Origin of the sequence: Halobellus ordinarius (assembly GCF_031823395.1) — an archaeon.
Classification (GTDB): Archaea; Halobacteriota; Halobacteria; order Halobacteriales; family Haloferacaceae; genus Haloquadratum; species Haloquadratum ordinarius.
Window position 1 is genome coordinate 132,722 of sequence record NZ_JAVQKJ010000011.1, and the last position, 18,190, is coordinate 150,911.

The 18,190-nt window shown below is 57.5% G+C and carries 11 protein-coding genes and 4 pseudogenes; 8 read left to right on the plus strand and 7 right to left on the minus strand.

The window, feature by feature from the left end:
- Positions 1–51 precede the first annotated feature (51 nt).
- Positions 52–1,200: pseudogene (dgoD, locus tag RJT48_RS16695) on the minus strand (galactonate dehydratase); the annotation flags it as partial.
- A gap of 51 nt (positions 1,201–1,251) precedes the next feature.
- Positions 1,252–2,391, minus strand: coding sequence for an ABC transporter ATP-binding protein (locus tag RJT48_RS16700; protein ID WP_311173471.1), 1,140 nt, complete (start codon positions 2,389–2,391; stop codon positions 1,252–1,254).
- Positions 2,392–2,506: 115 nt separating this feature from the next.
- On the opposite strand from RJT48_RS16700, the pseudogene RJT48_RS16705 reads away from it, so the two are divergent.
- Positions 2,507–2,614, plus strand: a pseudogene (locus RJT48_RS16705) (IS5/IS1182 family transposase); the annotation flags it as partial.
- An 85-nt stretch (positions 2,615–2,699) separates the two neighbouring features.
- Positions 2,700–3,875 carry an enolase C-terminal domain-like protein gene (locus tag RJT48_RS16710; protein WP_345784760.1) on the plus strand — a complete coding sequence of 392 codons (1,176 nt, stop codon included), beginning with the start codon at positions 2,700–2,702 and terminating at the stop codon, positions 3,873–3,875.
- Positions 3,876–4,060: 185 nt separating this feature from the next.
- Here RJT48_RS16710 and RJT48_RS16715 read toward each other — a convergent pair whose 3' ends face one another.
- The 4 genes and pseudogenes from RJT48_RS16715 to RJT48_RS16730 all read right to left on the minus strand — a co-directional run bounded on the left by RJT48_RS16715 (position 4,061) and on the right by RJT48_RS16730 (position 9,402).
- On the minus strand, positions 4,061–5,158 hold the full coding sequence (locus RJT48_RS16715) for a Gfo/Idh/MocA family protein (protein WP_311173473.1): 1,098 nt from the start codon (positions 5,156–5,158) through the stop codon (positions 4,061–4,063).
- Positions 5,159–5,541: 383 nt separating this feature from the next.
- Positions 5,542–5,712, minus strand: a pseudogene (locus RJT48_RS16720) (transposase); the annotation flags it as partial.
- Between the two features lie 285 nt (positions 5,713–5,997).
- Positions 5,998–6,824: pseudogene (locus RJT48_RS16725) on the minus strand (IS5 family transposase).
- 1,012 nt (positions 6,825–7,836) lie between these two features.
- Positions 7,837–9,402 carry an ATP-binding protein gene (locus tag RJT48_RS16730; RefSeq protein WP_311173474.1) on the minus strand — a complete coding sequence of 522 codons (1,566 nt, stop codon included), beginning with the start codon at positions 9,400–9,402 and terminating at the stop codon, positions 7,837–7,839.
- 318 nt (positions 9,403–9,720) lie between these two features.
- Here RJT48_RS16730 and RJT48_RS16735 point away from each other — a divergent pair, with 318 nt between their 5' ends.
- From RJT48_RS16735 to RJT48_RS16760, 6 genes are read left to right on the plus strand one after another with little or no spacing between them, the layout of a single operon-like run.
- A complete protein-coding gene (locus RJT48_RS16735) occupies positions 9,721–11,835 on the plus strand; it encodes a vWA domain-containing protein (RefSeq protein ID WP_311173475.1) in 2,115 nt (704 codons plus the stop codon).
- The gene (locus tag RJT48_RS16740; protein ID WP_311173476.1) at positions 11,835–13,628 is read left to right on the plus strand and encodes a HEAT repeat domain-containing protein; all 1,794 of its coding nucleotides are present in this window, start codon (positions 11,835–11,837) and stop codon (positions 13,626–13,628) included. Before RJT48_RS16735 ends, RJT48_RS16740 begins: the two co-directional genes overlap by 1 nt.
- A complete protein-coding gene (locus tag RJT48_RS16745) occupies positions 13,621–13,947 on the plus strand; it encodes a hypothetical protein (RefSeq protein ID WP_311173478.1) in 327 nt (108 codons plus the stop codon). Before RJT48_RS16740 ends, RJT48_RS16745 begins: the two co-directional genes overlap by 8 nt.
- Positions 13,940–15,793 (plus strand): ADP-ribosylglycohydrolase family protein, encoded by a 1,854-nt coding sequence (locus RJT48_RS16750; RefSeq protein ID WP_311173479.1) that lies wholly within the window; start codon positions 13,940–13,942, stop codon positions 15,791–15,793. Before RJT48_RS16745 ends, RJT48_RS16750 begins: the two co-directional genes overlap by 8 nt.
- The gene (locus tag RJT48_RS16755; protein WP_311173480.1) at positions 15,793–16,266 is read left to right on the plus strand and encodes a hypothetical protein; all 474 of its coding nucleotides are present in this window, start codon (positions 15,793–15,795) and stop codon (positions 16,264–16,266) included. The genes RJT48_RS16750 and RJT48_RS16755 overlap by 1 nt, the downstream gene beginning before the upstream one ends.
- The gene (locus RJT48_RS16760; protein ID WP_311173481.1) at positions 16,266–17,309 is read left to right on the plus strand and encodes a hypothetical protein; all 1,044 of its coding nucleotides are present in this window, start codon (positions 16,266–16,268) and stop codon (positions 17,307–17,309) included. Before RJT48_RS16755 ends, RJT48_RS16760 begins: the two co-directional genes overlap by 1 nt.
- Positions 17,310–17,511: 202 nt before the next feature.
- Here RJT48_RS16760 and RJT48_RS16765 read toward each other — a convergent pair whose 3' ends face one another.
- A complete protein-coding gene (locus RJT48_RS16765) occupies positions 17,512–17,970 on the minus strand; it encodes a hypothetical protein (protein WP_311173482.1) in 459 nt (152 codons plus the stop codon).
- Positions 17,971–18,190 lie beyond the last annotated feature (220 nt).

Below are 18,190 nucleotides of genomic sequence, written 5' to 3' on the forward strand. Positions count from 1 at the left end.
GGCGGTGGGAAATATAGCTACCGGAGCGGCGTGTCGGCAGCCGGGCCCCGCTTACCACTCCGGAACGTGGAAGTCATCGCCGAAGAACAGCGGCGGGTCAGGGACCTCCGGTCGCTCCTCGAACAACTCGTCGGCGATGGAGACGCCCAGTCCGGGGGCGTCCGGTGCCGGAATGTGCCCATCGACGATGTCCAGCGTAGACGCGTCGACGTACTCGTCCATCTCCCAAGCGCCGAAGAAGTCCGTGCCCGCTATCTCCTGGATGAGGAAGTTTGGGACCGCGAGGTCGACGTGGACCGCTGCGGCCGTCGCCACCGGTCCCAAGGGGTTGTGCGGCGCGATGCGGATGCCGTGGTGCTCGGCGGCGGCGGCAATCTTCTTGATCTCGAGGATGCCGCCTGCGTGCCCGATGTCCGGCTGGAGGACCGCGGCCGCGTCGCGGTGGATTATCTTCTCAAACCCCGCCACCCGGTAGGTCTGGGCGCCCAGCGCGTAGGGGATCGTGGTGCTGTCGGCGACCTTCTCTATCTCGTTGGGGACAACGTGCTTGCTGGAGGAGACGAAGTCCTCTGCGAACAGGGGGTCGAACTCCTCGAGTTCCGAGAGGATGTGGCGGGCCTCCGCCAGTTTCCAGCGCGACGCGGGGTCGAGCATAATGTCCACTTCGTGGCCGACGGCCTCCCGGACGGCCTCGACTATCTCGCGGGCCTCCTCGATGCAACGCGGGTACGGCGACGGCTCGGGTTCCGGCGTCGGACAGAACTTCACGGCGGTCAGGCCCTCGTCAACGCGTGCTTCCGCCTGGGCGGCGAGGTCCTCACGGCTCTCGGCGCCGATCCACTTGTACACGCGCACTGAGTCACGGACTGGGCCTCCCAGCAATTCGTACACCGGGACCCCGAGGTCCTTTCCCTTGATGTCCCACAGGGCGTGTTCGATGCCGGTTAGTGCGCTGTTGACGACGGCGCCATCGTGGTACCAGACCGCGTCCTGGAGGGCTCGCCGATGCTTCTCGATTGGCGCCGGGTCTCGCCCGACCAGGTACTCTTCGCCGAACCGCTCGACGACATCCAGCACGGCGGTCGGGACGGTCTCGACGACGGCCTCTCCGAACCCGTCGACGCCCGCGTCGGTCTCCAGTTTCACGACGGCCGAACTCCCACCGAGGCGTGCGGTTTCGACACCGGTTATCTCCATAGATTGCGGATCTTTAACGGCTTGATGTTATTCGACAGGCCGCCGCGAACCGCCTCAGAGCGCTCGCTGGTTTTCTTCATCGAAAATCCAAATGTCGTTGCTGTCGAAGTTCACACCAACGGTCTGGCCGCGGTCCTCTAATTTGTTTTGCTGGGTCAGCGAAGTGTACTCCTCACTGTCGGCCAGGAAGTGAACCACATCGCGGTCGCCCTGGTGCTCGATTACCTCTATTTCGGCGTTGAACAGCCCTGATCCAGTGTCCGAGAGGTGGATATTCTCTGGGCGGACGCCGATGGTGGCCCGGTCACCGCCCTCAACGCTTGCTGCTTCGGTCTGGTCCACGGAGAGTGTCATCTCGAAGAGACTGCTCACGAGGGTAATGACGTCCCCGTCTTGGCGGACGGTGCATTCGAAAAAATTCGTCGAGGGAGATCCGATGAACTGTGCGACGAACAGTTGTGTCGGTTCATTATATATTTCCGAGGGGGAACCGATCTGATAGATATGACCATCATTCATAACAACGATTCTGTCGCCCAGCGTCATCGCCTCCTCCTGGTCGTGGGTGACGAAGATCATCGCCGTCCCCAGTTCGCGCTGGAGTTTTTTGACCTCAACGCGCATCCGGTCGCGCAGGTTCGCGTCTAGCGCCGAAAACGGCTCGTCAAGCAAGAAGGCCGCAGGTTCCATTACCATCGCCCGTCCGAGGCTCACCCGCTGTTGTTGGCCACCCGAGAGTGCGGACGGCTTACGATCAAGCATCTCTTCGATGCCCAGCATCTCCGCCACTTCATCGACGCGCTCATTCTTCTCCGTCTTCGGCAGGTCAGATTTCATATCGAGGCCAAACCTGATATTTCTCCGGACTGACATATGAGGGAACAGCGCGATGCTCTGGAAGACGAACGCGAGATCCCTGTCTTTGGGCTTTGCATAGGTGATATCCTCAGAGTTTATGTAGACCTGGCCCTCGTCGGGTTCTTCGAGCCCAGAGATGCAGCGAAGAGTTGTCGTCTTGCCACACCCTGAGGGACCAAGAAACACGACAAACTCGTCGTTCTTGATGTCCAAGTTGATATCTTCGGCGGCGACGATAGCCCCATCATTGAAAGTCTTAGTAAGACCTTCAACGCGTACACACGTCTCCGAATCGTCGTTCCCAGAGTGGCTGGGCGACACTTTTGTTTCGGACATAACGTATCTGTGTTAATTTTTATTTGTCTTGTATCTAACGGAGAGATGGTACCGCGGTGTTCATTTCGACGTATTTTGTGGGATGACGATTACCCTGCTGAAAGAGACGCTACAAATACAACACTCACTCGGCTTCACCGTACGAGCTCGGTCTTGATTCCGTGAATTCCGAGAAATAACTCTGTGGTGTGTCGTCTACAACATTAAGCGGGCTGTAAAATAATAAACTCGTACGCTGTAAGTCGATTCAATACAGACCTTTGCTCACGGTGCATTGGTTTTATATCCTTTCTCGATGATTTACAGGTATGAAGCCGGAAATAACCAGGATCGAGACTATCGAGTTCAGTTATCCAATCGAGAATTTAAATTTCGACGAAAATGGATTCAATTTAGTGTATGACGAGGGCAGTTCAGTCGATCGTACGCTGTACGGGATACAAATTCAGACCGACGTAGGCATTACCGGCGAGTACGTCGGCGGGAACTCGCCGGCGATGGCACAGATCAACACGTTTGCGGACTACCTGATTGGCAAGAACCCGCTCCATCGTGAACGGCACTGGAGCGAAATCAAGCGTTCGCTCCGAAAGTACGACAGGATGGGAATCGGCCCGATCGACATCGCCCTCTGGGATTTCGCCGGCAAGTACCACGACGCACCGATTCACGAACTGCTCGGCACGTACCGCGAACGGATCCCGGCCTACGCTTCGACCTACCACGGCGATGAAAACGGTGGACTAGACTCGCCTGAGGCGTTCGCCGACTTCGCCGAAGAGTGCCTAGAGATGGGGTTTCCAGGATTCAAGATCCACGGGTGGGGCGGCAGCGATGAGTCACGTGACATCGATCGCGAGGTCGAGACCGTCCTCGCCGTGGGCGAGCGAGTCGGCGATGAGATGGACCTGATGTGCGATCCCGCTTGTGAGTACGAGACGTTCGCCGACGCGCTGAAGGTCGGCCGCGCCTGCGACGAAGCCGGCTACTTCTGGTATGAGGACCCCTTCCGGGACGCCGGCATCTCCCAGAATGCCCACCGGAAACTCGCAGAGACGCTCGACACTCCGATCCTCCAGACCGAGCACGTCCGCGGCCTGGAACCTCACACGGACTTCCTCGCGAATGACGCCACGGACTTCCTTCGCGCAGACCCCGAATACGACGCGGGGATCACAGGCGCGATGAAAATCGCACGCGTCGCCGAGGGCTTTGGGACCGACGTTGAGTTCCACGCCCCGGGCCCGGCTCAACGGCACTGCATCGCCGCAACTCGGAACGCAAATTACTATGAACTCGCGCTGGTCCACCCGGACGCCCCGAACACCCAACCGCCAGTGTACGAGGGCGAGTACTCGGATATGATCGACACTATCGACAACGACGGGACGGTGAGCGTCCCGATCGGCCCCGGCCTCGGCGTCGAATACGACTGGGATTATATCCAAGCCAACCAGACTGGTAGCGTCCATATCTACGAGTGAGACGGCTGTGAGTCGACGTACTGTAGCGATAGAAACGACTTGAGATCCTCAAATTGAATTTTCCCCTAACCGCTATCAGTACCGGCCGGCACAGTCCGAGTTATAGTAGCGTTTGCAAGTCTTCACTCACACGATCGCACGACAGCGTTCGATCGGATGAGTAATCAGTTGCAAACGCTACTATATCACCAGGATTTGATTCGAACATCACGGAGCGGACGAGCGAGGGGAATATCCACTCGGCTACCAGTATAATGGGAGATGTAGAAGCCGACAATAATCTCGAGAGAGCGCTTTGCCTCGACGCCCGGCGAGTAATTCTCGCAGTCGCCATCCAGTAACGCTCGGACGTGGTTTGCTGCGTTGGCGAAAGAATCGCGGTAGTCTTCGTCCCAGCTCCAGGATCCCTCGATATCGGGGAGCGGTTCCTCGATATGCTCACCGTCTTCGAGTCGCCAGTAACGCCACTCCCCGTCGTCGTTGTTCATATACAGTTTTCCGGCCGATCCGATGAACGAGATCATCATCGAGGAATCTGCTCTTGGGATGGTGCAGTCGATGGTCGCGAACGTTTCATTGTCCAAGTTGACCATACCGCCACCCCCCGCGTCGTCGACATCATCCTGAGCGTCCAACGTGTCCAGCGCCTCGTTTTCGCCGTTAATATAGCCGTTCACTGACTCCGCCCGTGCGTCTAGCAGGTAGACGAGCGTATCAAGTAAATGCGTGGAGTTCCGTAATAGCTCCATCCTGAATTGTGCGGATACTGAGTGTATATCTCCAAGAATCTCTTCCTCCTGAATGAGGCGGTGGAGAATCTGAAGATCCTCTGTGAAACGGAAGGAGTGATTCACGAGGAGCTCTGTATCAGTCTGGTCGCAAACATCGATCATCTCTTCGGCGGCGCTGACCTGAGATGCGATCGGTTTCTCACACCAGATGACGTCGGGATCAGCGTCCGAGGTAGCGGCGTCGACGACGTGTTCGTGATGGAGAAACGAGGGCGTACAGACCGACACTACATCGAGATTTTCAGCCGCCAGCATCGAATTATGACCGACATATCGACTCTCCTCAGTGATGTCCCAAGCTTCCCCGAAAGTATCGAGTCGTTCTTGGTCAATGTCGGCAATAGCAACCAGCTCAAGGTCATCCACAGCGTCGTATCCTCCAGCGTGGCTAGCTCTGACCTTCTCGTTTCCAATTGTCTCCTCATCGTGCATCCCGAGGATGCCCATTCCGGCGATACCGCCAGTTCCTATTATGCCCGCTCGATAGCTCATAGTTGTGAGTCTGTCTGTGGATAGATAGCGATGATATAAGAAACATTGTGTCTCAAGATACTCCGCCACCGATACGCCCCGAATTTCCCCCTTCCAATTCATCACATCCGGACAAATTGGACGAACCACTCCGATTGAGGGCTCCTGATTGAGCGAGTTCGTATAACGATGCGTAACCGTATAATGTGTGTGAGTATGTTTTTCATCATCGTTTGATTACTGTCAAAGAATAATAAAAAGATAGATCACTGATAGGTCGAAGAGGGCTGAGGCGCAATATCATATTCAACGCTCACAGTGGCAATTATCGTCCAATCAAAACAGTTCGCTGGCATATATGTTTCCTGCTACCGTTTAACAATGATTAACGTCCGTGTGTAGCAGAACGTCCGGTCGCAATCCCCACACACATACCGTTGAAAGTGCCCATAGCTGCCGTCTCTAACCATCAGATCAGAACGGCAGCGAGGACTAGTTACACCGTCACGCCAGCGGACCTGTTGCAGCGGATCCGCTTCGACCAATTCCAGGCTAAACACATCAAGCGGAATCATCCGTGTCGGGCATCGCTGACGCGGTGCCGTTGTTCTCTTCGACTCTTTAGCGACCGCTCAGCAGGATCAAGAATCTTCTACCCAAGAGCGATAGTTAATATCTAACTCGGCACAAACCAACACACTCCAACCGGGTCAGGGTGAGTATATCGAGAGTGTTGAACGGCGGGTAAATAATGCGTGTACATATGTTATACACTTGCATCACACCGAGTAATCTTTCGCCAAGATCGGTTGTAATCATAGAAATATAGGCCGTGGTGAATCGCCAGATGTAGCGTGATATCACTGTTTCAACGTCTGCTTGATGTTGTGAACCGCACACATCAAGACGAGTTCACGAAATTCACCGTGCCAACTTCGCGCACGCACGGCGTCGCCGAGCGTGCGCTTGATCGTCGAGAAGACGGTTTCACACATCGCACGTTGGCGGTAGCGAGGCCCATCTATCACGCGCACAACGCGCGGATCGATGGGCCGGAACTCACGATGCTTGATCAGCGGTCTTACGCCCTCTTCACGGAGTTTTTCGCGTAAATCCATCCAGTCGTAGCCTTTGTCGGCAGCGAGGCTGGCGAGGTCGCCCGCGTTGCGGCGGGCGACCTGCCAGCCGAGCTGTGTGTCGTGCGTTTTCCCGGTCGTACAGTGAACGTCAAGGATGGCTTGACTTTCTGTATCAACGAGAGCAGTCGCTTTGAGCGTCTGGACGCGATAATTCGTCCGACGGCAGTAGTGCTTGCTCGCGTTTTCGCGGTCGAAAAACGTCGCGTCGATAGCGGCGTGTCCGCTCAGGTCGCGCAGCTGCGCCTCTCGGCGCAGCAGCACTCGCCAGAGTGCTGTCTTGATTCTGTCAAACCACTTACTAGCGTCGAGTGATCCGGGAGATCGGCCGGTTCGAGGCCGATCTCCCCAAGAATATGTGGCATCTCGCTCAATAGATCCAACGTCTTTCGATATGATTTCTCCAAGTAAACCAGAAGACAGTGGAGCGATACGACTGCGTAATCCGCGAAGCCGCCACCCCCTTCGGGGGCGGCGACTTCGCCTCGGCCACCGACAGCATTTTTAGCTAACTGAACCGCTTTGCTCGTGAAGCGGGAAATCTTCGACATAGAGCATCGGCGGTTTCCCGCTTCACTCCACTAGTTCTGACGGTTGAAGCCGACGCTGTCCAGTGATTCATCAGAGCCAACCCAACGCAAACTAACACACCTCAACCACCTCAGAGAGTATATCGAGAGCGCTGAACGGCGGATAAATAATGCGTGTACATATGTTATTCTGTTATTCACATCGAGTAGTCCTTCCCCCAAGATCGGTTGTGAGTATTACTACAGAAATATCTCATTTAGTAATATAGTGAACACTAAACGGCCTTGGATAACACGTATGCATCTAGTATATATTCGCTGCGACCGGATCGACTTAGAATACGTTGAACGAGACCCGATACCGGAATGGATTATTGGGGGCAGGATAATAATTTAGCGCTTTAATACTTTTTTGAAAAACAAAATAAAAGATTGATATTAAAAAAGTAAAATATATTATAATACTATTTATACGATGTCAAAAGACCGACGTTCGGTCTGGCAGCGACACCGAAACGAATCATATCATAGTGGTAAAAACAGTGGTTAAGTTAGATACCAGCGCCAATAATCGCATACTAGGTTAATCCAAAAATAGCCTTGCGGTTGCTTCAGACGTTGGTAACGTAACTCGCTGTGCCGTTTCTACCCGATCTTCACAAACCAAATCAAGCGGGATATGTTGATCGTTAGCGGTGTGGTCTATCTAGCTGCTGCGCTGGATCGTATTATGTTTAATTCATTATATTAAAAATATAATAATTAGAATAGGATTGAGTTATTATTGGCGAATTTATCGTTCAATCAGATGAGTTGCTCTATGGACGGTAGATCAGCGAGGACGTCGGACTGGTATTTGTCGAAAAAGTCGTAGCCGTAATCAACCAGTCCACCAATTCGTCTCACCTATCCTCTATCAATCGTATGACTGTTTTCGTGGGTAACACGCCCCGTTGTCTCCCGGTGCACCGAACCATCAGGGGCGGTAATCGACAGGTCCCTCGTCCGTTCTCACAACCGATTATGTAGCGGCCTAGCAGAGGAGCAAGAACAACCAGTACGGAAGCTGGACGATTCCCTCACCGAGATCCTCAATAGGTTGTCTGCCTCGAACTGTATCACCAGCGAGGAGGAATCCAAGTGACACGTCGTACGCTTCTTTAAACTCTCGAACGGCTCCGAGTGACTCCTCACGCTCGCGTGACTGATACGCTAGCCCGATGGGGACGGGAGTTCCATCCACCTCGAAGATGAAGTCGACCTCACCCTCTCGCCCGCGCCAGTACTGGACGGACGGCGTCTCGCCGGTGCCCTGGATGGCGTTGATCCCGTAGGCGAACCGCATCGTGTGGTCGAACGCCGCGACGCGGGCCAGGTCGGCCTCGCGGTCAAAATCGTTGCGGACGGTCGAGGCGTCGCCATCGGCGAGCGCGGTCACTAACCCTGTGTCACGGAGATAGAGTCGCACCGACCGGGGGCGGCTGTTGTCGTACTCAGTAACGCCGGTCAACAGGTATAGCTCTGCCAACGCGGGGAGGTAGCTATCGGCGATCGTCCGCCGATCAACGTCGAATAGTTCGACGAGGTCCTGATACCGAAACGGTTCGGTCCCCCTGTTCCGGGCCGCGAGCGCACAGAGACGTTCGAGGTCTGCAATCGTCTGAATCGATTCGAAGCCGGGGACCTCCTGATACAGTGCGTCGCGAACGTTCTCGCGTAGTCGCGCGTAGTCATCCTCGGTCAGATCAGCCGCTGAATCGGCGGCGCCGTCGAAGTCGTAGCTGATGGTCCCGCCCATCGCGAGGTAGTCGACGACCTGTGACTGGATGCGTCGTTCGACGTCTGCGACTTTCTCGTACTTCTGCCGAAGCTCTGCGACGAGTGGCTCGATCTCGCCGCTTTGGAGGGCCGCTGGCAGGCTGGTCTCCCCAGTTCGTAGTGAGGTGGGACTCACCCGGGTCTCTTCTTCCTCGAGCTCGGGGTAGAGTGTGAAGAGGTAGTCCCGGAATTTTTCGGGGAGAATCGGCTGGACATCGTAGTCTTCAGCCGGCATCGCGACGCTTTCGAGTTCCCGTTCGACCTGGATGCCGGCGCTGGCAGTCACGACGATGTGTCGACCCGGGATGTCCTTGAGCAATTCCGCGACGGGGACGCCCCATCCGTCGATAGTCGGCTTGTTTGGATGCTCGATCTGATGGACATCGTCGATCAGGATGAAGTGTGGGTGGTCTGCTTCGATGCGGCCCAGAATCCGGCTCTCGTAGTACCGAACCGCGCGCCGCAACTGTTCGTCCGATTGGAGTTGGTAGAGTGGGTCGGCGTCGAAGGGAAGATAGAGGAATCGTTCCGGATCGTCACCGGTGTCGATGCGGTGGTGAATGAACTGGTGGAGTAGAGTCGTTTTCCCGACGCCTCGGCGTCCAACGAGGCCGAGAAGCGGTTGGTCCGCGAACTGGCTGCCGGACTCGTCGGGACGGGCGAGATGGTAGAAGTCGCTTTTCTGTCGTGCAGGAAATGAGAATGCCTCCGTCCCGTGTTCCCACCACGGATTGTGGTCGTGGAGTGTCCGGACGAGAGCGTCACCAGCGTCGATAGGCATAGGTTTGTTGACTAACCAACGATTTCCTTCGCAATGATTGTTTCGACTCAATACTCGACAGTATAGAGGCGGTTACATACTAATAATCCATCCTCCAGAGTATAGTACCCTACCAACCACGCTACAAAGAACACTGTGATGAGTCTTTGTTCACTGACATCTGCTCTATCTTGCTTATTGGCGAAGCATTTATTATACTTTGGCGCACACTGATGAGTGTGAAGGTAGATAAAGACGCATCGTAATGATGTTTAATCCTCCTTCGTTTCCGGGGCGAGCGCACACACGGTCGTCAACCACCCGTTGGCTGCCCGGGGAATGGCAGGCCACACAGACACCATAGATACGATGTACGCGGACATAGAGGACGGGAAGCGTCACGATATCGCAGTCGAATTCATCACTCGGCGAACCATCGACTGCGACGGAGAACACGTCCACCGCTTGCTGGTCGCCGATCAATCGGGCAAGCAGTTCACGGTACTCGCCACACCTGATAGCGAGGCACTCCTGGGCCTGAAAACCGGGGAAACCCACCGCATCTCGGGGCTGCTGGGCGCTGCCCCTGTCACCTCCGCAGACGACATCAGGGCTGAGTGTCCTGATTGCGGGGGACGGCTTCGACCGGGACAGGTCGTCGATGCAGCTGGAGCAGCCGTCACGCAAGCCGCGTCACAGCTCTCCCTCGACGAACCGTTCGGAATCATCGATGCCAGAGCGACCGTCCGTCGCGTTCGGGATGACCGCTCACTCGTCGACGACTGGACGCCGATGGACGACGACAGGTCGGTCACTCCACCCGACTACGTCTGTGAGTCCTGTGGGCGCCACGTCGACGCGTACGAACTTCGGGAGACCGCCGAGGCCGATCAGATGCTCGAAAATCAGGTGATGGAGAGCGCATCACCGGCGCCAGCAAGTGCGGACATGGCGAGCCCGGAGACGGTCGGTCTCGCCGCTGGCGGGGCGAAAGACGTGGCCAACTTTCGGGAAAACGTCGCGAACAGGTATACGCCACAGCCGGAGGCGATTAGCGACGAGGGGCTGTTCTACGACTATCACTTCGAGACGGGCACGCGGACCGAATCGGAGGCCCTGTTCGCGCCGCGCTACGCGGCTGCCGTGAGCGACCACCCGATCAGTGCGGAGACCGAGCGCTACCTGTCGGTGGGGCTGGATTCGACGCTCTCAGTCGACGAGTTCGAGCGGCCGCGGCTGGATCTCGTCGCTGTCCTCGACGTCTCCGGGTCGATGGACAGCTCCTTCGACGCGTACTACTACGACGAACACGGCCGCAAGCGCGAGGCCGAGGACGATGCGGCGACGAAACTCGAAGCGGCGACGCAGTCGCTGTGCGCGCTCACCGAGCAGCTCCACGCCGAGGACCGCCTGGGCGTCGTCCTCTACAACCACCGCGCCCACGTCGCGAAGCCGCTCCGTGATGTCGGAACGACGGATATGCCGGCGATTCGTCGCCACATCCGCGAGATCGCTGCTGGCGGCAGTACGAACCTCGCGGACGGCTTCGAGGCGGCCGTCGATATGCTGATCGATGAGACGCCGACTCCCGACATCGAGCGTCGTGTCGTCTTTATGACCGATATGATGCCAAACACGGGGACGACGGGGGACCGCGAACTCACGCAGCTGTTCGCGGACGCGGCCGCCGAGGGAGTCCACACGACGTTCATCGGTATGGGGCTGGACGCGAACGCGGAGCTGGCGGACACCCTGTCGGGCATTCGCGGGGCGAATCACTACTTTATCCACTCGGCCGCAGAGTTCGAGCGCCGGCTGGGCGAGGAGTTCGACTATATGGTCTCCCCACTAGTGTACGACCTGAATCTCGACCTCGACGCCGACGGCTATGAGATCGAGGCGGTTCACGGGTCGCCCTCCGCCGACGCCGCGACTGACCGCTTGATGCACGTCGGGACGTTGTTCCCCTCCGCCAAGCAGGACGGAGAGGCTCGTGGCGGCGTCGTCCTCGTCCGCCTTGAGCAGACGAATCCGGATGCCGACCTCGAGCTGGTCGCCTCGTGGACTGAGCGGGACGGTGGCGAGCACACTGAAGGCGTCACCGTCGACGTTCCCAACGAATCCGGCACATACGCCCATAAGGGCGTCCGGAAGGCCGTCGCGCTGGCCAGGTACGCTCGTGAACTCCGAACGTGGGCGGCGGACCTCCACGACCGCGCTGACGCCGCGGCTGGCGTCGACGACTGGTTGCTCCCCGACCAACGCGGCCAGCACGAGCGCGAGTCCGTGCCGTTGGTCGTTCCTGATCGATATACCAAGCGGTTCGACCAGCTTCGAAGCTACCTCGCAGATGAGATGGAGGCTGTGGATGATGAGTCGATGCAACAGGAGGTGGAACTCCTAGAAACACTGTGTCAGCAGGCGCCCGCGACGCCGCAGGAGGTGAGCGACTGATGCTTGTGTTCGCATTCGACCGCGACTGGACCGTCGACGTGAACCCACACCCCCGTCACGACGCCGTCCCGCTGGAGTGGGTTCGTCATCTCGCACATGAGACGCCGCACGCGGTCTACGCCATCGGCAATCAGACGCTGGCCGAGGAGGCTGCAATTCCGGGTGTCGTCGACATCGTCGGCCGCCACCCCGATGACTGGGACGAGTGGCTCGGCGAGAAACAGCCTGACGGTCGGTACGAGCAGTTCCCGCTCCGGCGTGAACGGCTATCACTCATCGTCGACCTGCACCCGGACGCGGACGGCTACGTCGTTGTCGACGACCTCGATCTGAGTGATGTCGACGCGTGGGAGCACTACCACGCCTGGGAGTTCGTTCCCGCGGTCGAACGAGGAGACATCCATCCTGACCTCCCGTGGGTTCGTGACCTAATGACCGACGGTGGACTCCCGACGTCTGCCGGAATTATGCCCGCAAACGCGTCGATGCTGTCGTCGTTCCTCGACGACCACGCCGATGCGCCCGGGTTCGAGCTCACGTACATCGATGATGGGGACGAACGAACACAGCTGTGCCACGACGTCTCCCTTCACGCGCTGACACTCGAACGCCCCTCGGCAGCGCCGGCGCTCCAGTGCACGCCGCTCGCCCCCGATAGTGATCAGTTCACTGTTCCCGTCGATGCAATCGAGTTGCTCTCCGTAGTCGATCCACCACCGAATCTGTACACGGCGGGTGCAGAGACGCCTGCCGAGGAGGCAACCGGGCTCCGCCGACTCGCCGATACGCATCCAGAAGCGGTCCATATCTCGTCGGTTCTCGCGCTTTTGGACCGTGGAGACGAAGATCTGTTCCAGGAGAAGGACGCTGCACAGGCGCTTCGTCGGGTAGCGACCGTGCGACCAGTGGACTGTACGCCGGCGATTCCAATCCTCCAGTCACTGCTGGAACGTGACGAGCTACCCGCTCGGGCCGACGTGCTAGCTACTCTCCGAGCTATTGGTGATGTCGATCCGGGGGCGATCGCTCCGCTCACCGACGAACTCGTACCGTATTTGCAGTCGAACATTGTCTCCGTCAGGCGTGAAGCGACCAGATGTATCGCTGCGATTGCTGAGGAAGACCCCGAGGATGCTGTGGACGCCGTTCCGGCGCTCGCGACGGTCATCGAGGACGACGCCGACGGACTCCCGTATGCGGTGTACGCACTGTCGCGGATCACGCGCGAGTATCCGGAAGAGGTCAAACCGGTCGCCGAGACACTTGGGGAAGTTACCCTCCGTGATTCGTTGTCCGACAGCGTTCGGTTGAACGCAACTGCTGGACTCGGACGAATCATCGGCGAGTACCCGAGCATCGCCGTCGATATCGTCGATGACGTCGCGTCCCTGTTTGACGCCGACAACCCAAAGCTCCGGAATAACGCGATCGCGCTGATTGGCGACGTGGCGATCGTCCACACCGACGTGGTCGAGCCGTACACCGAGGAGATCACTGCATTGCTGACCGTCGACGACACGTACACCCGAATCAATGCGAGCGGTGCTCTCAGCCGCGTAGCTGAGGACTTCCCAGACTCGGTCGAGCACGTCACGCCAACGTTCGTAGAGTTGCTGTCCGACGAGAATCCGCTCGTCCGTGAGAACGCTTGCTGGGCGCTCGGGCACCTCTGTGCTCGATACGCGACCTCGGCCCTGGAAGATCGAGCACGTGACGATGACAACGCCGATGTCCGCACGAGGGCATCGTGGGCGCTCGCCCAGATCAACACCGGGGACCAACGCGATGACTGACAACGGACCGCCCGACATCTTCACGTCTTCGAAGGTGGACCGTATTATGGAAGTCCTATCAAAGCAACAGCGACAGGTGATTCTATACCGGCTGAAGCGGGACGATAGGCTGCAGCCATTCCAGGGACCACACGCTCTGGACAGCGCGGATATTGAACTGTATCACGTCCATCTCCCAAAGTTAGAGGCGGCAGGATATATCGAATGGAATCGAAAAACTAGTGAGGTTATGAAGGGACCTCGGTACGACGAGGTGGAGACCTTCCTCACGCTGATCGAGAACCATACTGACGAACTCTTGGTGACTGACGATGAATGAGACAACGAACGCACAGGGCTGTTTACTCGGTCTCGCCTGTGGTGACGCATTAGGCCGACCGGTCGAATTCAAGAGCCCCGAGGAGATCGCTTCCCAGCACGGCGAAGTAACGGAGATGCTCGGACACGGCACGCACGGCCAGCCACCGGGGACGATCACTGACGACACTGAGATGGCGCTCTGTATCGCGGAGAGCCTCGTCGACCGCCGCGGGTTCGATCCGGCCGATGTGGCGGATCGGTTCGTCGCCTGGCTCGATTCTGACCCGTTCGATATCGGACTGATGACGCGCGATTCCCTGTCCCAGATCAGACAGGGAACGTCGTGGAACGACGCTGGCGCGGACGTCTGGGAATCGCGGCCTGAGGGATCCAACGCCGGCAACGGGAGCGTGATGCGGTGTGCGCCGCACGCGATTGCGTTTCGGCACTTCGATGCGGAACTCACCCAGGTCAGTCAGCTTTCGTCGGCGATCACACATGCCGACCCGCGCTGCAGGTGGGGCTGTGTGATTCTCAACCGGACGCTCGCAAACCTGATTCGCGACGAACGCGACCCGCTCGGGACCGCGCTCAAGGATACCTATTCAGCTCCGGACGAACTTCGAACGGCACTCACGCAGGTGCAGGAAGTCGTCACTGGCGACCGCGACTCGACAGCGTTCGAAGCCCAGCTTGCGACCTCAGGATACGTCGTCGACTCGCTCCAGGCTGGGCTCTACTATGCTTTGACCGCTGAGTCCGCCGAAACAGCGATTGTTCAGGCGGTGAAAAGCGGTGGCGACACGGACACTGTCGGTGCGATCGCCGGCGCTGTCGCTGGCGCTCGATTCGGGTCGACCGATATACCGAATCGATGGACAGAAGAGATCGAGGAATCCGGCCGCCTCAAGCGGTTAGCACAGCGACTGCTGACGATTCGGATGCAGATCCCAGGCAGGAGATACGCGACGATTGATGACGGTACCCTCGTCTTCAAGGAACGCACCATCGAGGGACCTGCGTACATTTCCGCTCGCGAATTTCAGGAGGCGACAATCGGCCATCGGCCCCATCCCGCACCCCATCACACCATTCGGACTGAGTACCGCGAACTGACGCCGGCGACGGCTGCGATGCTCGACTGGGAACGGCGAGCGTACGCGGTCGACAGTGGTCGATGTTCCACCTACGCCCGCCCACACATCGACCTCGATGCGGAACCGGGCTTCTCGCAGCCGACGCTCGTCCCTATGCCACAGTATCCGTTCGTCGACGCCTTCGATGAACTTCCCGAACAAGACCAGCAACGAATCAAGCGTGACGGGCGGGCAGCAGCGGACGCGTTCGTTCGGGCGTACGCGGCGTTCGCAGGAATTCGCCACCCGATAACCGAAACCGAGACCGATACGGTCGGCATCGAACGGATGGATCCGATTGTGGGGGCGACGCGAGTGTTAGTCGGCACGTTCGCCGACGCCGGCGAAGCGTTGTTGCGAAGCAACGAAAGCGGTGGCTACGACTCGCCAGCGGAGATCGAAGCAGCCTTCGATAGCTCGATTGCTGAGGAGGTCATTGCTGACCACCCACGCGCTGTCTACGAGGTTGCCGAGATCTTCCCGCAATTAGCAAGCGGTACGAGCGCTATTCTGGATTACCTCACACAGCTTCGCCTCCCGCAGCAGCAACAGACAGTAACGGATACTAGTCCAGAGGAACAACTTGCAGATCTCCGTGATAAGGCCCACACAATGGTCGGGGAACTCTACGTTATGTACGAATCGCTTCGGCGAGTAGCCGTCCGGCATCCGGAGATCGAGCACGAGCAATGGCAAGCCAGCACCGCTCCGTCGGGGGTTGCTGAGTAATGGTCGATGCGTGGCTCACGACGATGAGCACGAACCTGGAGGCAGTCATTAATCCTCTCATCGCGGCCTGTGAAGAGGGATTCCTCCCCGACGAACTGTACGTGCTGGAGAATCCTGGAGTCGGTGACCAGTTCGACGACATCACGTCTATGATGGAGCGTGTGGTCGTCGAATACGGCGGTGAGGACCCGGACCTCTCCGTGACGCACCTCGAGACGGAGACGGATTTCCAGGGGATCGTCGAGCACTTCCGTGAACCGATTGCCCAGATACAGGCCGACGGGGGTACGGCGGCAGTTGATGTCACTCCCGGTCGAAAGTTTATGTCGGCGATCGCGTTCCAGGCGGGGATTCAGTTCGAGGCTGACCACGTCTTCTACCTCTACGTCTCGAACAACCGCTTCTACGGCCGATTGTACCCCGATGTCCCCAGACCAGTAATCGAACTCGTCGATTTTCAGGAGGTCTTCTAATGCGGGTTGCTCGCCACCACATCACGCATCTCCTTAACGCGCTGTACACGGAGGGCATTACGTCGGTTAGTGTTCGGCACCCGTGTGCGGAGATCGGAGAACTCCTCGAGATCGACCTCTCAGACCCCGTCGCAACCACGGTCCGATTCACGCAGGGCGCGCTCACGTACCAGGATTCACGCGAGGAACTCCACACGACATACGGCGAACAGGCCTACGACGACCTGCCTGACAAGGAGACCTACATCCGAGCGCTCGTTGCCGGTGGCCTCGTCGACATCGAAAATCGCGAGGACGTGGAGACGTTCTTCCGCCGTCAAGGGCATCCCGACCTTGACGCCGGCCATCAGCCCGTGGCACTGGGCATCGATACGAATCTACTCGCCTGGCGGATGCCAGATGTACTCCGACTGGATCCGGAGCGATACAGTGACGACAACGGACGGAGTCCAGTCAATGGCTTTGCGCTCGCGACGGGGATCTACGAGGAACTCAACTGGCATTACAACCACTACGAGACGAGAGCCCTCGAGGATGCGTTCGGGCCCGAGTTCGACCGGCTAGACAATCAGCCGGCTGGGGCGAATCGCGAAGGATTCCTCGGGCTCTACGAATATCGTCGCCTTCGCGACCATCGATATGCGGATACGATCGAGAGTGAGACGGGCGACGAAGCCATCGTGGACGCCTACGCGGAGTACGACCAAGATAGCCGAAAGCGAGTTATTCTCCTCAGCAACGACCACGGGTTCGTCGAGCTGGCTCGTGAGGCCGGGGTACTCGCGCAACATGTGAGCTTCCCAGTTGATATTCCACGGAAGGTGACCGTTACATGGGACGAACTGCAGGATGCCCTCTACACGCTCTCGGTGTTGTTCGGCGTTCTCCGACTCCCAAAGGTAACGCTGTACGGGGTGTGGAACGGCAAATCTGGGGAGGACTGGCAGCGACGGCGTCTGGATGTCGATTGCCGAAGCGAGAACGTTCGTGAGAAACTTCGGCGTGATCGTGCAGTCACAACTGAATACGAGGCGACGAAATGAACTCTCTTATGACAAGTGTTCGTCGGAAAGATTGCAGTACATAAGAGTAGTCTTTTACTGAGGGGTGGATCACGTAGTTAGACCCTCTGGACCACGACGTGTGATTGACTGTATTTAAAGAATGTCACAAACGAAGTAGCATCGATAGTTCACTCGACAGACCTGACTCCAAGTACTTTCTTGTGATTAAGCCACGTCGCGGTTAGAATTCTTCTTGATAAGCTTCCCACCAGATTTCGTTGATATCGTCATAGGACCAGTTCGTGACGAGAAGATCAATGTAGCTGTGAAGAGTGTGTCTGAATCCCTCGGGGAGCTGCACCGCGCAATTATACCACGAGGCGCCGCTGGGACTCCACTCCCGTGTATGAAATTTCTCGCCTTCAAAGAAGAAATCAAATTTTTCTTCCAGCTCACCGTCAACGGCGTTATAGTCGGTTAAACTGACATCGACAAATCTAATACTTCGATCGACTCTTCTGTCTTCACCCCAAACTCGGACTACTCCGATATGGATACCAGTCTCCGTTTTCTCCCCGGGTATCTGTGATACATTGTCTCCCCACCCTGGAACAAACTCTTTGACACTCCCGCTTGGTACGAACTCTGCCCGGATTTCATCCTCGTCTAAGTATTCCAAGTCCTCAAAAGATGTGCCCATATGATGTGGTTATTTGGCAGGTTCATAAAACCACACAAAAGAACGAGGAACTCCCATTCGTACTCGGCGGCACCATAGAGCCTAGCGAGCCCGCCAAACTTCGATCCACCCCGTAGTCGGACTTTTCACTCACGCTCTTGTGAAGCACATTGTTGATTCGCTTTTCTGTAGAAGATTGATGATACCGCTCGTTCGCTCAGTTGGTTGACTGAGTTCGGTG

Bases quoted from the DNA above. Each gene is read 5' to 3' on its own strand.
- RJT48_RS16730 (WP_311173474.1), bottom strand. From the start codon at position 9,402: ATGCCTATCGACGCTGGTGACGCTCTCGTCCGGACACTCCACGACCAC.
- RJT48_RS16700 (WP_311173471.1), bottom strand. From the start codon at position 2,391: ATGTCCGAAACAAAAGTGTCGCCCAGCCACTCTGGGAACGACGATTCG.
- RJT48_RS16755 (WP_311173480.1), top strand. From the start codon at position 15,793: ATGGTCGATGCGTGGCTCACGACGATGAGCACGAACCTGGAGGCAGTC.
- RJT48_RS16710 (WP_345784760.1), top strand. From the start codon at position 2,700: ATGAAGCCGGAAATAACCAGGATCGAGACTATCGAGTTCAGTTATCCA.
- RJT48_RS16760 (WP_311173481.1), top strand. From the start codon at position 16,266: ATGCGGGTTGCTCGCCACCACATCACGCATCTCCTTAACGCGCTGTAC.
- RJT48_RS16750 (WP_311173479.1), top strand. From the start codon at position 13,940: ATGAATGAGACAACGAACGCACAGGGCTGTTTACTCGGTCTCGCCTGT.
- RJT48_RS16745 (WP_311173478.1), top strand. From the start codon at position 13,621: ATGACTGACAACGGACCGCCCGACATCTTCACGTCTTCGAAGGTGGAC.
- RJT48_RS16740 (WP_311173476.1), top strand. From the start codon at position 11,835: ATGCTTGTGTTCGCATTCGACCGCGACTGGACCGTCGACGTGAACCCA.
- RJT48_RS16765 (WP_311173482.1), bottom strand. From the start codon at position 17,970: ATGGGCACATCTTTTGAGGACTTGGAATACTTAGACGAGGATGAAATC.
- RJT48_RS16735 (WP_311173475.1), top strand. From the start codon at position 9,721: ATGGCAGGCCACACAGACACCATAGATACGATGTACGCGGACATAGAG.
- RJT48_RS16715 (WP_311173473.1), bottom strand. From the start codon at position 5,158: ATGAGCTATCGAGCGGGCATAATAGGAACTGGCGGTATCGCCGGAATG.